The sequence below is a fragment of the Polaromonas sp. P1_A2 genome (assembly GCF_056406895.1).
Genome location: NZ_JBFTZI010000002.1, coordinates 452835 through 466834, shown reverse-complemented (window position 1 = coordinate 466834; position 14000 = coordinate 452835). Strand labels below are relative to the sequence as shown.

Genomic DNA, 14000 nt, shown 5'->3' with positions numbered 1-14000 from the left:
CGGACCGCGCATCACGACGGGCGGCGCGCACTCATTCGAAATAGCCTGCATTCGTAATGCCCATAGCCTTCGCCAATTCCTGGCGCAAGCTTGCGGCTCCTGGACTTTCGGCGCGATGGCCGCGCAGTGATTTCTCAATTCTCTGCCAATAGGATGAGCCGCCTGACACCGGGCTGAAGCGCCCTATCTCAAGGGCCGGTTTGTCTGCCTTGAACAGCAGTTCCACCACTACCCAGCGGACGTCGTCATCGATTTCCTGCACCGACCGAACGGCACGAAAATCATCGTAAGGGTATTCGTCGACACTTCTTCGAAGACTAAAGGCCGAAGTTTTCCACTTGCGGATGCGCTTGCTTTTTTGATTGACGTCCAGGTTGAAATCGCTGTACTGGAGAGCCCCCAGCACCGCCCACAAGCCGAAGAGCAGGCACAGTACACCGCAACCAGAGAGTGTCAGAAACAACCATTGATACTGTGCCGCCCGGCCCAGGGCCATCAGGAAAGCACCCATGCCAGCCATTAACGAAAAAAAAATGGGAAGAAGCCAGTACTTCGTTTCCCCGGTCCGGAGGGCTCTCCAGTGCTGCGGCCCGTCAGCGGACGGCAAGGCTGGCGAACTTGGCGTCATACGGCGCTGGCCGATGTCATACCGATTGAACCGCTACCGTTAAATCTTCCACTTCGCCATCAACTGCGCGGGTGACAGCGAGTCATAGCCTTCAAACGGCTGGTGAATCCAGGGATTGGTGGGCAGCAGTTCGACCGAGTAGTCGGGCTCGAAGGTGGAAACACCCTTGGTCCAGATCACGGCACTGCGCAGCTCGGTGATGGGTTTGTAGTTGTTCTTGAGCTGGTGGATCACGGCGTTGAGGGTGTGGCCCGTGTCGGCCAGATCGTCGACCAGCAGCACCTTGCCGGCGATCTCGCCCTTGGGGGTGGTGATGTAGCGGGCGATGTCAAGGTTGCCCTGCGTCATGCCGGCGTCAGCCCGGTAGGAGCTGGTGGACATGATGGCCAGCGGCTTGTCGAAGATGCGCGAGAGGATGTCGCCGGGGCGCATGCCGCCCCTGGCCAGGCACAGGATGGTGTCGAACTGCCAGCCGGACTGGTGGATCTTGATGGCCAGTTTTTCGATCAGGTTGTGGTATTCGTCGTAGCTCACATAGAGATGCTTGCCGTCTTCTGTCAACATGGGTGGCGCTCCTGATGTTCCTGGTGTATTCGCTGCCTGCGCCGGTTTGGGCCGCGGGCTGTTTGGCTAAAGCTGCGGCCCGTATCCGCTCAAGCGGCGGCGTAGGGGTTGCGCAGCAGGATGGTGTGGTCGCGGTCCGGGCTGGTGGAAATCATGTCGATGGGCACGCCGGTCACTTCCTCGATGCGGTGCAGGTATTTTTGCGCGGCCGCGGGCAGTTTGGCGTATTCCGTGACGCCGACCGTGCTTTCGCTCCAGCCCGGCAGGGTTTCGTAGATCGGCTTGCAGCGCGCGATGTCCTCGGCGCCCATGGGCAGGATGTCGGTGATGTGGCCATCGAGCTCGTAGCCGGTGCACAGCTTGAGCTCGTCGATGCCGTCGAGCACGTCGAGCTTGGTGATGCACAGGCCCGACAGGCCGTTGACCTGGGCCGAGCGCTTGAGCAGCGCGGCGTCAAACCAGCCGCAGCGGCGGCTGCGCCCGGTGGTCACGCCTTTTTCGGCGCCCACGGTGCTCAGGTGGTAGCCCACGGTACCGGGTTTTTCCCAGTCGAGTTCGGTCGGGAAAGGCCCGCCGCCCACACGGGTGCAGTAGGCCTTGGTGATGCCCAGGATGTAGTGCAGCATGCCCGGGCCCACGCCGGCGCCGGCTGCGGCATTGCCGGCCACGCAGTTGCTGGAGGTGACATAGGGATAGGTGCCGTGGTCGACGTCGAGCAAGGTGCCCTGCGCGCCTTCAAACAGCAGATTGGCGCCGCCCTGGTGCGCATCGTTGAGTTCGCGCGAAACGTCGGCCATCATGGGCTTGAGCAGCTCGGCATGGCGCATGGCTTCGGCGTACACGGTGTCGAAGTCGACGGCCGGCGCGTGCAGGTAGCCGGTCAGCACGAAATTGTGCAGCTCCAGCAGCTCGCGCAGCTTGGCGGCGAAGCGGTCGGGGTATTTGAGGTCCTGCACGCGCAGGGCGCGGCGGGCGATCTTGTCCTCATAGGCGGGGCCGATGCCGCGGCCGGTGGTGCCTATCTTGGTGGTGCCGCCCTTTTCGCGGTAGGCCTCACGCGCGATGTCGAGCGCGGCGTGGAAAGGCAGGATCAGCGGGCAGGCCTCGCTGATGCGCAGGCGTGAACGCACTTCAACGCCGGCTTTTTCCAGGCCTTCGATTTCCTCGAACAGCTTGGCGGCCGACAGCACCACGCCGTTGCCGATGTAGCACTTCACGCCCGGGCGCATGATGCCGCTGGGAATCAAGTGCAGCGCGGTCTTCACGCCGTTGATGACCAGCGTGTGGCCGGCATTGTGGCCGCCCTGGAAGCGCACCACGCCCTGCGACATCTCGGTCAGCCAGTCGACCAGCTTGCCCTTGCCTTCGTCGCCCCACTGGGTGCCCACGACCACGACATTGCGGCCCGCGTCTGCGGTTTGTTTGTTTGTCATCTTCAATTCTCGTTAAGGTGTGTTGGGATCAAGCCGGACGGGGGCACGGGGCCCTCACGCGGCTTTCTTCAGGGGCTGGACCACCCATTGACCGGCAGCGTTGGCCAGTTCGCGGTCGCAATCGAATTCGTTGACTTCGTGCTCGTGGCCGGGCAGCACGCAGGCCACGGTTTCGCCGCCGGCGCGCAGGCGCGCGATGGCCGCGCGCAGGCCGGCGTCCTCGCTCCAGGGCGCGCGTATGGCGGCCTTCAGGGGCCGAGGCGGCAGCACGCTGACGAGTTCCTTCAAGTCCAGGCTGAAGCCGGCCGCCGGGCGGTTGCGGCCGAACACGGCGCCGACCTCGTCATAGCGGCCGCCTCGCGCCAGTTCGGCGCCCTGCCCGTAGATGGCAAAGCGCGTGCCGCTGTAATAGGCATAGCCGCGCAGGTCGGCCAAGTCGAAGCTGACCTTGACCTCGCCGCTTTCACCGCGGGTGTGGGCGGCCAGCCATTGGAGGTTCTGCAGCGCGGCCTTGAGGCCCGTCGAGGGCGGCAAGGCTTTTTCGGCCTCGGCCAGGACTTTTTCGTCGCCGTAGAGCTGCAGCAAGGCTTTCAGTCCCGCGCGCGCTTCGGCGGAAATACCGTCCTTGGGGCTGGCGGTGAGGCTGTCGAGCTCGCTCGCGTCCTTGGCGGCCAGCGCGGTGTGGATCAAGGCCAGGGTCTTGGCGCTGACGGTGGCGCCGGCCAGCAGGCTGCCCACGATGCGCACGTCGGCCATGTCGACGCTCAATGCCGTGACGCCAGCGGCCTTCAGGCCCTGCAGCGCCAGCTGCTGGGCTTCGAGGTCGGCCTCGAGGCCGGCATGGCCGTAGATTTCAGCGCCGAACTGCAGCGGCTCGCGGGTGGCGTGGGGCCGGTCGGCGCGGGTGTGCAGCACCGGGCCGCAGTAGCACAGGCGCGCCACGCCGTTGCGGTTGAGCAAATGGGCGTCGATGCGGGCGACCTGGGGGGTGGTGTCGGCGCGCAGGCCCAGGGTGCGGCCGGAGAGCTGGTCGACCAGCTTGAAGGTCTGCAAATCCAGCGCTTCGCCGGTGCCGGTCAGCAGCGACTCGAGGTGCTCGAGCAGCGGCGGCATGACGAGTTCATAGCCGTAGCTGCGGGCGGTGTCCAGGAACAGGCGGCGCAGCTCTTCGATGTGGCGCGCCTCGGAGGGCAGGACATCGGCAATTTGATCGGGCAATTGCCATGATGACGACCAGGCGGGCATTGTGATTTTCGTGGGCTGTTAAAAACAGCATTTTACCGGGCTTGAGGCCGGTTTTCGGCTTGCCGGAGGCTGATAAGGCCCCCGGAGAGAAATAGTGCCCGGACTGTGGATGTGAAATCAGCTCAGCAGCACCAGCAGGACGACGCCCGCCGCGATGCTGCACAGCCCGAAGAAGCGGATCTGGCCGTCGCCCAGGGTGAGGATCTGCTCGAACATGCGGCGCCAGCCGCCGGGAGAGATGAAGGGCAACAGGCCCTCGATGACCAGCATCAGGGCCAGTGCCAGCCAGAAGGTGTTGCCGTCCACGCCGGCTTATTTTTTGGCGGGTGCGGCGCTGCCTGAGCCGGGGCCGCGCATAGCCTTGAAGAAGTCGGAGGACGGGTCCAGCACCATCACGTCGCTTTTCTTGCTGAAGCTGGCCTTGTAGGCATCCAGGCTGCGGTAAAACTGGGCGAACTGCGGATCGCGGCCGAACGACTCGGCATAGGTGCGGGCGGCTTCGGCATCGCCCTCGCCCTTGACCTTCTGCGCGTCGCGGTAGGCGTTGGCGATGGTCACCTCGCGCTGGCGGTCGGCGTCGGCGCGGATTTTTTCGCCTTCGGCCGCGCCGGTGGAGCGCAGCTCATTGGCCACGCGCTGGCGCTCGGCCACCATGCGTTTGTAGACCGAATCGGTGATGGCTTCCACATAGTCCACGCGCGTGATGCGCACGTCGACCACGTCCACGCCCCAGGGCTGGGCGCCCTGCACGGCCTGCAGCACTTCGCGCTTGACGTCGGCCATCAGCGCTTCGCGCTTGAGCGAGAGCAGGTCCTTGACGGTGCGCTTGTTGATCTCTTCCTGGAAGGCGTTGCGAACCACGCGGCTCAGCTGGTTGGCGCCGGCTTTTTCGTCCAGGCCGACATTGCGGATGTACTCGCTGGGCTGGGTGATGCGCCAGCGCACGTACCAGTCGATCACGACACGCTGCTTTTCGGCCGTCAGCATGGGCTCGGCGTCGACGCTATCGAGCACCAGCAGGCGCTTGTCAATGTACGAGACGTTCTGGAAAGGCGGCGGCATCTTGAAGTGCAGGCCGGGCTCGGTGACCACGTCCTTGATCTGCCCCAGGGCATAGACCACGCCGAACTGGCGCTGGTCGACCACGAACAGCGTGGAACTGAGCAATGCCAGGACGACCAGCAGCGAGGAAACAATAAATCCAACTCTATTCACGATCGTCTTCCTTAGCGTGTTTCACGGTCGCGCGAGCGGGCGGAATCGCGCGAACGGGCATCGATGGGTGGCAGGCTGGAGGTGGGCGCGGCGGGCACCGTGGACGACGAAGCCGAGCCGGGGATCAGCGGGGTCTCGCCTGAAACGGCGGCATCGCCCTGGGCCGTCATCTGCATGATCTTGTCCAGCGGCAGGTACAGCAGGTTGCTGCCCTGGCGCGACTCGACCAGCACCTTGGTGACGTTGGTATACACCTGCTGCATGGCGTCGGTGTACATGCGGTCGCGCGTGACTTGGGGCGCCTTCTGGTATTCGGCCAGCACGGAACGGAAGCGCTGCGCGTCACCCTGGGCCTGCGCCACGATCTTGGCCTTGTAGGCCTCGGACTCTTCCTTCAGGCGCGAGGCGGAGCCGACCGCGCGCGGGATCACGTTGTTGGCGTAGGCCTGGGCCTCGTTCTTGGCGCGCTCGCGCTCCTGGCCGGCCCTGAGCACGTCGTCGAAAGCCGACTGCACCTGCTCGGGCGGTCGCACGCCGCTTTGCTGAAGGTTGATGCCGACCACTTCCACGCCGACCTTGTAGCGGTCCAGGATGGTCTGCATCAGGGCGCGCACGCGCGGCCCGATCTGGTCGCGCTCTTCGGCGAGCGCGGAGTCCATCTTCATCTTGCCGACGACTTCGCGCACGGCGGTCTCGGCGGCCTGCACCACCGCGGCGGCCGGATCCTTGCTTTCAAACAGGTAAGCGCGCGCGTCGTTCAGGCGGTACTGCACGGCGAATTTGATCTCGACGATGTTTTCGTCCTCGGTCAGCATGGCCGAGTCGCGCAGGCCGGTCGCCTTGATGATGACGTCGCGGCCGACGTCCACCGAGCGGATCTGCGTGACGACGACGATCTCGTGGCGCTGCACGGGATAAGGCAGGCGCCAGTTGAAGCCCGCGCCCACGGTGGAGTGGTATTTGCCGAACTGGGTAATGACGGCCTGCTGGCCTTCCTGGACAATAAAAAAGCCGGTGCCCAACCAGATCAGCACGGCGACGCTGGCGATCAGGCCGACGCCTATGCCGGCGCTTTTCATGTCGGGCTGGAAGCCCCCGTTATTTCCGCCGCCATTGCCACGGCCGAAACCGCCGCGGTTGGGGTTGTTGTTTTTGCCGCCGCCGAAAAGCCCGCCGAGTTTGCGGTTGAAGTCGCGCCAGAGCTCGTCGAGGTCGGGCGGTCCCTGGTTGGGGCCCTGCCCTTGCGGACGGTTGGGGGGACGCTGCGGCTGCTTGTCGTCCCGGGGCGCCTCCGGCTTGCTGTCGTCGGACGAGGCCTTGTCGTCGTCCCGGCCCCAGCGCGGATCATTGAGGTTGAACATGCCTTGGGCGCGTTGCCTGAGCCGGCCCGGCAAGGTCGTCAAAGTCTGCAGCACGGGGTTCAGATTCATGGGATCAAACTCACTTTTTTTCATTACACCGACATTGTGCCTAATGAATTCGCCATATCAGGCAAGGTCCTCGGCGGCCAGGGGGATTTCCTCGGCCGGCGAATGGGCCGCGTAGGCAGCCAGCAAGGCGCGCAGAAGCGGCAGACCCTCGCCTGTCCGGGCGCTCACAAACACCCGTTCAGCGCTTCGGCTGGAGCCCTCAAACGCGTCCCTGAGTTCGAACATGTCCTGCAGTTGCAGGGGCATGTTGTCCTTTTCAATGGCGTCCAGCTTGTTGAAGACAAGTATTTGCGGCACTTCGGCCGCGCCTATCTCTGAAAGCACGCGCTGCACCTGCTCGATCTGCTCGAGGTAGTCGGGGTTGGCGCCGTCCACCACATGCAGCAGCAAGTCGGCGTCGGCGGCCTCCTGCAGGGTCGCGGCGAAGGCGTCTATCAGGCCGTGCGGCAGGTCGCGGATAAAACCCACGGTGTCCGACAGCGAGACGGATCGCCCGGCGTCGCCCAGGTAAAGCTGGCGCGTGGTGGTGTCCAGCGTGGCGAACAGCTGGTCGGCGGCATAGGCGCGCGCCTTGACCAACGCATTGAACAGCGTGGACTTGCCCGCGTTGGTGTAGCCGACCAGGGAAATGGTGAAGGAATTGCGGCGCTCGCGTTGCTTGCGCTGGGTTTGCCGCTGCTTTTTGACCTTGGCCAGGCGCTCCTTGGTGCGCTTGATGGCGTCGCCGATCATGCGTTTGTCAAGCTCGATCTGCTTTTCACCGGGGCCGCCGCGCACACCGGCGCCGCCGGTTTGCCGCTCCAGGTGGGACCAGCGGCGCACCAGGCGCGTGGACATGTATTGCAGCCGGGCCAGCTCGACCTGCAGCTTGCCCTCGTGGCTGCGTGCGCGCTGGGCGAAGATTTCCAGGATCAGCAGGGTCCGGTCATTGACCGGCATGTCCAGGTGGCGCTCGAGGTTGCGCTGCTGCGCCGGACTCAGGGACTGGTCGAACAGCACCTCGGTGGCGCCGGTGTCCAGCGCCAGCAGCTTGATTTCGTCGGCCTTGCCGCTGCCAATGAAAAGCGCGGCGTCGGGCGCCCTGCGCTTGCAGGTGACGCGCGCAACCGGCTGCAGGCCCGCTGTTTGCGCGAGCAAACCCAGTTCCTGCAGGTCAGCATCAAAGTTCGGCAAACCGAGGTCCACCCCCACGAGAAGCACAAGGGGTTTCGGTTTCACCGGAGCATCGGACGAACTCAGCTGGCGGGGCTTTCTTCAGACTCGCTGGTCGCGAAATTCACCGCGCGGCCGGGAACGATGGTGGAAATCGCATGCTTGTAGACCATTTGGGTCACGGTGTTGCGAAGCAGAACCACGTATTGATCGAAAGACTCGATCTGGCCCTGCAATTTGATCCCGTTGACGAGATAGATGGAGACAGGAACATGCTCGCGACGCAAGGTGTTGAGAAATGGGTCCTGCAAGAGCTGGCCTTTGTTATTGCTCACGATATTTTCCGTGTTCAAAAGTTAATAGAACCTGACCTTACCACAGCGCTCGCGCCGGGTCATGTAGTCCTAGGCCGATTCCTTGTCCTTAAAGGGGTTGTGCGAGCTTTTCATCTGGATGCGCAAGGGGGTGCCGACCAGGTCGAACTCCTTGCGAAAACGCCCTTCAAGGTAGCGCTTATAGGACTCGGTGACATGTTCCAGCGAGTTGCCGTGGATGATGATGATGGGCGGGTTCATGCCGCCCTGGTGGGCGTAACGCAGCTTGGGGCGGAACACGCCGGACCGCTGGGGCTGCTGGAACTGCACCGCTTCGAGCAGCAGACGGGTCAGCACCGGGGTGGACATCTTGCGGTTGGCCGAAGCATGGGCCTGCACGATGGACTTCCAGACCGGGCCCAGGCCCTGGCGCTTGATGGCCGAAATCGCGTGGATGGAGGCGAACTTCAGAAAACCCAGCCGGGTTTCGATGGAGCGCTCCAGCAGCTCGCGCTGGTAGGAGTCCACCGCATCCGACTTGTTGACGGCCACCACCACGGAGCGGCCGCTTTCCAGGATATAGCCGGCGATGTGGGCATCCTGGTCGGTCACGCCCTGGGTGGCGTCCAGCAGCAGCAGCACCACATTGGCGTTTTCAATGGCCTGCAGGGTCTTGACGACGGAGAACTTCTCAATCGCCTCAAAAACCTTGCCCTTGCGGCGCAGCCCGGCGGTGTCTATGAGCTCGTACTTCTGCCCTGCCCGCTCAAACGGCACCGAAATGGTGTCGCGGGTGGTGCCGGGCAGGTCGAAGGCGACCAGGCGTTCTTCGCCCAGCCAGGTGTTGATCAGCGTGGATTTCCCCACATTGGGGCGCCCCGCCACGGCCAGGCGGATGACGGAGGGGTCCTGCGGCTCAGGCTCTTCTTCCGGGTCGGGCAGGTTGAGCGGCGCCAGGGCCGTGTCGACCAGCGTGCGCATGCCCTGGCCGTGCGAGGCGGAAACCGGCAGCACCTCGCCCAGGCCCAGCTCGAAGAACTCGGACAGTTGCACGCCTTCGGTCATGCCTTCGGCCTTGTTGGCCGTCAGCACCGTGGGCTTGCCCAGCTTGCGCAGGTATTTGGCGATGTCGTGGTCCTGCGCGTTGAGTCCGGCGCGAGCATCGACCACAAACACCACTACATCGGCCTCGGCGACCGCCTGACGCGTCTGCTTGGCCATTTCCTTGTAGATGCCGGAGGCCGCGTCGGGCTCGAAGCCGCCGGTGTCGATCACGATGTACTCGTGCGGGCCCAGCTTGCCGTTACCGTAATGACGATCCCGCGTCAGGCCGGCAAAGTCGGCCACGATCGCATCCCGCGTCTTGGTCAGCCGGTTGAAAAGCGTCGACTTGCCCACGTTGGGGCGGCCGACTAGCGCAATGACAGGTTTCATCAATCAGTTTCTGGCGGGGCCGCTAGGCCCTTTATTGGGGCTGGAAGCCGTAAACGCCGCCGCCCTGGGTCACGGCAATCAGCGTATTACCCACCAGCACGGGGGTGGCGGCGATAGCGGTGCCGTCGGTGGGCAGGCGGTTGAGCAGGGAGCCGTCTTCGCGCGACAACAGATGCAGGTAACCGCTGAAGTCGCCGATGGCAATGGAACGCCCCACGACCAGCGGCGCGGTCAGGCTGCGGTAACGCAGGCGGTCCGTGGTCCAGGCGCGCTCGCCGTCGGTGCGGCGCCAGGCAACCACATTGCCGTCGGCTTCGGTGCCGAACACAAAGCGGTCGTCGCCGTCCAGGCCCTGCACGCCATTGGCGGGTTTGGTCCAGAGCAGGTTGCCGCGCGCGGCGTTGACGCAGCCGACGCTGGCCTGGAAGGCCCGCGCGCAGACGACGTCACCCTGCCGGCTGACGTGCCCGACCAGGTCGACCAGGCGCTCCACGTCATTGATGCCGCGCGGCGTCGCGATCGGGGCTTCCCAGCGGATGCTGCCGGTGGAAGGATTCAGGCCCGCCAGGCGGCCGGCCAGGCCCACCACCAGGGTGTCGCCGACGGCCAGCATCACGCCGGACTGGCGCAGGATCAGGGGCTCATTGGGGCGCTGCTGGGTCCAGAGCTTGCGCCCGGTCTGCCCGTCAAAGGCGTTGACCGAGCGATCCGCCGCCAGCACAAACACGCGCGCGCCGGCCACAAAAGGCGCGGTGAAGGCCTGGGCGCCCAGCTTCTGGCGCCACAGTTCGCGGCCGTCCTGCAGGGCGACGATTTCATTGGCCTTGGTGACCACGGCCACGACTTTGCCGTCGTTGCCGGCGCCCGCCGCCAAAGGCGTATTGAGGGCAAGGCGCCAGACGTCACGGCCGGTCTGGGCGTCGATCAGGGCGACGGTGCCGTCGCCGCTGGCCACCGCGACGCTGTTGCCGGCAACACCGGTATCCAGCGGGAAATTCACCTGCCCGACGCGCGTGGTCCAGGTCTGGCGGGCCGACACCAGGGCCGTCACCGGCTGGAGTTCAGCGGGCTGCGGCTTGGCGGGGCCGCTGCCGAACATCGAGCAGCCACCCAGGGTGGCGGCCAGCAGGATGAGGGCCGGCACTCGCACGGCATGGGCCAGGGGCCTGAAGGACGGACGGATCATTTCTTCACCTCGGTAGTCGATGCTGCGGTTGCGGATTTGGCCTGCGCGGCAGGGTCTACACCCAGCGCATTGAGTTTGACTTCGACGAGGCGGCGGTATTCGGCGCGCTCGTCGAGCTCCTTGTAGGCCTTCTCATATTCCGCCTTGGCCTCGGCCTTTTTGCCTTGGGCGGCGAAGATGTCACCGCGGCGGTCGGCGGCCAGCGCCGTGAATCCCTTGGGGAAGCTGCCCGAAACCTGCTGGAGCGCCTCGTCGTAGGCCTTCTTCTCGAGCAGCAGGCCCGCCAGGCGCAGGTGCGCGATGGCCTGGTAGCCCTCGTCGGAGGCTTTTTCGGCAACCCAGTTCAGGGCGGCACGCGAAGCGTCGACATTGCCCTTGTCGTAGTAGGCCCGGGCGGCCAGCAAGCCGGCCTGCTGGGCATAAGCGGTTCCGCTGAAACGCTCTTTCATGTCGGCCAGGGAACGGTCTATGCGGGCGACGTCGCCCGACTGCACGGAACGCTCGACCTCTTCATACATGACCGCGGCCTGCGCCGCCTTGTTGCGCTGCCAGTACTGGTAGCCATTCCAGGCCGCGAAGGCGCCCAACACGACAATCAGCGCCCAGGTGATCATGTCACCGTACTGTTTCCAGAAGTGCTTGAGCTCGTCAAGCTGTTCCTGTTCTTCCAAATCGAGGTGTTTTGCCATAAAAGTCTTCTTGTTCTGCCCGGTGACGGCGCGGATTGAGTTGGGGTGATTGTAGAGGCCAGCGAGAGGCGCCCCGCCGGGCGCGGCCGGCCGCTTCAGCCGCGCAGGGTATGGGCCCAGGCCGCCACATCGTCCAGCGGCTGGAGGACCTGGGCCTGCAGGGCCTGGTCTTTTTCGCCGCGCAGGTGCTTGACGGCGACCCGGCCCTGGGCCAGTTCGTCATCGCCGAAAATCAGCGCATAACGCGCGCCGCTGCCGTCGGCCTTCTTGAACTGGGATTTCATGCTGCCCATGCCCTCGGCCGTGCCGCCGTGCATCTGGACCTTGATGCCGGCGCCGCGCAGCGCCTCGCAGGCGGCCATGGCGGCGGGCAAGGCCTGGGCCGACGGCAGGATGGCATAGGCGTCGGGTGCGTTGTCGGGCGGCAGCACGCCGACCGCCTCCAGCAGCAGCAGCATGCGCTCCACGCCCATGCCCCAGCCGACCGCCGGCGTCGGCTTGCCGCCCAGTTGCTCGAACAGGCCGTCGTAGCGCCCGCCGCCGCAAACCGTGCCTTGCGAGCCGAGCTTGTCGGTGATCCACTCGAACACGGTGAGGTTGTAGTAGTCCATGCCGCGCACCAGGCGCGGGTTGATGCGGTAGGCCAGCCCGGCAGCGTCGAGCACCGCGCGCACCGCGTTCAGGTGGGCGAGCGAGGCTTCGCCGAGGAAATCCATCAGCTGCGGCGCCGCTTCGACGACGGCCTGCATGGCGGGATTCTTGGTGTCCAGGATGCGCAGCGGGTTGCTGTGCAGCCGGCGCCTGGCGTCTTCGTCGAGCACCTCGGCATGCGCCTCGAAGTGCGCGATCAGCGCAGCGCGGTGCGCCATGCGCTCGCTGGGCTGGCCCAAGCTGTTGAGCTCAAGCCGCACGTGCTCCATGGGAATGCCCAGGTCGCGCAGCAGCGCCCGGCACATCAGGATCTGCTCGGCGTCCACGTCGGGCCCGGCAAAGCCCAGGGCCTCGACGTCGATCTGGTGGAACTGGCGGTAGCGCCCCTTTTGCGGCCGTTCGTGGCGGAACAATGTCACCGCGGACCAGACCCGCATGGGCCCGTTGTACAGCGCGTTGTGCTCGACCATGGCGCGCACGATGCCGGCGGTGGCCTCGGGCCGCAGCGTGAGCCTGTCGCCGTTCATCGAGTCCACGAAGGAGTACATCTCTTTTTCGACGATGTCGGTGACCTCGCCGAGGCCGCGCACGAACAGCGCCGTCGGTTCAACGATGGGGGTGCGCACATTGGCGTAGGCATAACGCGCCATCAGCGCGCGCACCTTGGCCTCGAACCATTCCCAGCGCGCCGATTCGGGCGGCAGGATGTCGTTCATGCCTTTGACGGCCAGGAGTTTTTCCGTCTTCGCCAAAGCGGGCTTCTCCGCCGTCGCGGCAGCTATTGTTTTTTCAGCCATGGGTATCAGACAGCTTCAGCGACGGCGTGCGTGCCAAAGCGTTTTTCAATGTAGTTTTCAACGATGACCTGGAACTCCTGCGCGATGTTGTCGCCGCGCAGGGTCAGCTTTTTCTCGCCGTCGATGAACACCGGCGCGGCCGGTGCTTCGCCGGAGCCCGGCAGGCTGATGCCGATGTCGGCATGCTTGCTCTCGCCCGGGCCGTTGACGATGCAGCCCATCACCGCGACCTTGAGGCCTTCGACGCCGGGGTATTGCTCGCGCCAGACAGGCATCTGGGCGCGCAGGAAGTCGTCAATCTGCTTGGCCAGCTCCTGGAAGGTGGTGCTGGTGGTGCGGCCGCATCCGGGGCAGGCCGTCACGCTGGGCACAAAGGTGCGCAGGCCCAGCGCCTGGAGGATTTCGGAGGCGATCACCACTTCCTGGGTGCGGGCCTCGCCCGGCTGCGGGGTCAGGGAGACGCGTATGGTGTCGCCCACGCCTTCCTGCAGCAAAACCGACAGCGCCGTGGCCGAGGCCACCGTGCCCTTGGTGCCCATGCCGGCTTCGGTCAGGCCCAGGTGGAGGGCGTGGTCCGTGCGCCTGGCCAGTTCGCGGTAGACCGAGATCAGGTCCTGCACGCCGCTGACCTTGCAGGACAGGATGATCTGGCTGCGGGGCATGCCCATTTCCTCGGCGCGCTGGGCCGATTCCACCGCGGAGGTGATCAAGGCCTCGTACATCACCTGCTTGGCATCCCAGGGCACCGCGCGCGCGCTGTTTTCGTCCATCAGGCTGGCCAGCAGTTCCTGGTCCAGGCTGCCCCAGTTCACGCCTATGCGCACGACCTTGTTCCAGCGCATGGCGACTTCTATCATCTGGCCGAACTGGCGGTCGCGCTTGTCGCCCTTGCCGACATTGCCGGGATTGATGCGGTATTTGGACAATGCCTGGGCGCAGTCCGGATAGTCGGTGAGCAGCCGGTGGCCGTTGTAGTGGAAGTCGCCGATCAGGGGCACATCTATGCCCATGCGATCAAGCTGTTCGCGCACATAGGGCACGGCCTGGGCAGCTTCGGGCGTGTTGACCGTGATGCGGACCATTTCGGAGCCCGCCAGCGCGAGCTCCTTGACCTGGATGGCGGTGCCTATGGCGTCCACCGTGTCGGTGTTGGTCATGGACTGCACACGCACCGGCGCGTCGCCGCCGACGGTGACGATGCGCGAGCCCCAGGCGACCTGCGCCTGCAGGGAACGCCGCGCCTTGGGAAAGGCGGATTCAAT

The 14000-nt window shown here is 65.1% G+C and carries 14 protein-coding genes; all 14 read right to left on the bottom strand.

What is annotated here, in order from left to right:
* Positions 1-31 precede the first annotated feature (31 nt).
* A complete protein-coding gene (locus AC1D09_RS09110; protein ID WP_477661671.1) occupies positions 32-511 on the bottom strand; it encodes a hypothetical protein in 480 nt (159 codons plus the stop codon).
* A gap of 156 nt (positions 512-667) precedes the next feature.
* Positions 668-1192: a phosphoribosyltransferase gene (locus AC1D09_RS09105; RefSeq protein WP_074574087.1), complete on the bottom strand. Its 525-nt coding sequence runs from the start codon at positions 1190-1192 to the stop codon at positions 668-670.
* Positions 1193-1281: 89 nt separating this feature from the next.
* Entirely contained in the window at positions 1282-2625 is a 1344-nt protein-coding gene (locus tag AC1D09_RS09100; RefSeq protein ID WP_477661670.1) for an adenylosuccinate synthase, read from the bottom strand.
* A gap of 54 nt (positions 2626-2679) precedes the next feature.
* On the bottom strand, positions 2680-3870 hold the full coding sequence (locus AC1D09_RS09095) for an ATP phosphoribosyltransferase regulatory subunit (RefSeq protein ID WP_477661669.1): 1191 nt from the start codon (positions 3868-3870) through the stop codon (positions 2680-2682).
* 117 nt (positions 3871-3987) lie between these two features.
* Entirely contained in the window at positions 3988-4176 is a 189-nt protein-coding gene (locus tag AC1D09_RS09090) for a DUF2065 domain-containing protein (RefSeq protein WP_477661668.1), read from the bottom strand.
* 6 nt (positions 4177-4182) lie between these two features.
* A complete protein-coding gene (gene hflC, locus AC1D09_RS09085; protein ID WP_007871219.1) occupies positions 4183-5085 on the bottom strand; it encodes a protease modulator HflC in 903 nt (300 codons plus the stop codon).
* An 11-nt stretch (positions 5086-5096) separates the two neighbouring features.
* Positions 5097-6515, bottom strand: coding sequence for an FtsH protease activity modulator HflK (gene hflK / locus AC1D09_RS09080; RefSeq protein ID WP_477661667.1), 1419 nt, complete (start codon positions 6513-6515; stop codon positions 5097-5099).
* Positions 6516-6572: 57 nt separating this feature from the next.
* Positions 6573-7754 carry a GTPase HflX gene (gene hflX, locus AC1D09_RS09075; protein ID WP_477701065.1) on the bottom strand — a complete coding sequence of 394 codons (1182 nt, stop codon included), beginning with the start codon at positions 7752-7754 and terminating at the stop codon, positions 6573-6575.
* Positions 7751-8002 carry an RNA chaperone Hfq gene (hfq, locus tag AC1D09_RS09070; protein WP_007871209.1) on the bottom strand — a complete coding sequence of 84 codons (252 nt, stop codon included), beginning with the start codon at positions 8000-8002 and terminating at the stop codon, positions 7751-7753. The genes hflX and hfq overlap by 4 nt, the downstream gene beginning before the upstream one ends.
* A gap of 69 nt (positions 8003-8071) precedes the next feature.
* Positions 8072-9415: a ribosome biogenesis GTPase Der gene (gene der / locus AC1D09_RS09065; RefSeq protein ID WP_074574081.1), complete on the bottom strand. Its 1344-nt coding sequence runs from the start codon at positions 9413-9415 to the stop codon at positions 8072-8074.
* Positions 9416-9446: 31 nt separating this feature from the next.
* Entirely contained in the window at positions 9447-10601 is a 1155-nt protein-coding gene (bamB, locus tag AC1D09_RS09060) for an outer membrane protein assembly factor BamB (protein ID WP_477661665.1), read from the bottom strand.
* Positions 10598-11290, bottom strand: a complete 693-nt coding sequence (locus tag AC1D09_RS09055; protein WP_477661664.1) for a YfgM family protein — start codon at positions 11288-11290, stop codon at positions 10598-10600. Before AC1D09_RS09055 ends, bamB begins: the two co-directional genes overlap by 4 nt.
* Before the next feature lie 95 nt (positions 11291-11385).
* The gene (gene hisS, locus AC1D09_RS09050; RefSeq protein ID WP_477661663.1) at positions 11386-12738 is read right to left on the bottom strand and encodes a histidine--tRNA ligase; all 1353 of its coding nucleotides are present in this window, start codon (positions 12736-12738) and stop codon (positions 11386-11388) included.
* 5 nt (positions 12739-12743) lie between these two features.
* Complete coding sequence (gene ispG, locus AC1D09_RS09045) at positions 12744-14000, bottom strand: flavodoxin-dependent (E)-4-hydroxy-3-methylbut-2-enyl-diphosphate synthase (protein WP_238541138.1); 1257 nt, start codon at positions 13998-14000, stop codon at positions 12744-12746.

Coding starts and splice junctions, on each gene's coding strand:
- AC1D09_RS09110 (WP_477661671.1), bottom strand. CDS start 511: ATGGGTGCTTTCCTGATGGCCCTGGGCCGGGCGGCACAGTATCAATGG.
- AC1D09_RS09105 (WP_074574087.1), bottom strand. CDS start 1,192: ATGTTGACAGAAGACGGCAAGCATCTCTATGTGAGCTACGACGAATAC.
- AC1D09_RS09100 (WP_477661670.1), bottom strand. CDS start 2,625: ATGACAAACAAACAAACCGCAGACGCGGGCCGCAATGTCGTGGTCGTG.
- AC1D09_RS09095 (WP_477661669.1), bottom strand. CDS start 3,870: ATGCCCGCCTGGTCGTCATCATGGCAATTGCCCGATCAAATTGCCGAT.
- hflK (WP_477661667.1), bottom strand. CDS start 6,515: ATGAATCTGAACCCCGTGCTGCAGACTTTGACGACCTTGCCGGGCCGG.
- der (WP_074574081.1), bottom strand. CDS start 9,415: ATGAAACCTGTCATTGCGCTAGTCGGCCGCCCCAACGTGGGCAAGTCG.
- bamB (WP_477661665.1), bottom strand. CDS start 10,601: ATGATCCGTCCGTCCTTCAGGCCCCTGGCCCATGCCGTGCGAGTGCCG.
- AC1D09_RS09055 (WP_477661664.1), bottom strand. CDS start 11,290: ATGGCAAAACACCTCGATTTGGAAGAACAGGAACAGCTTGACGAGCTC.
- hisS (WP_477661663.1), bottom strand. CDS start 12,738: ATGGCTGAAAAAACAATAGCTGCCGCGACGGCGGAGAAGCCCGCTTTG.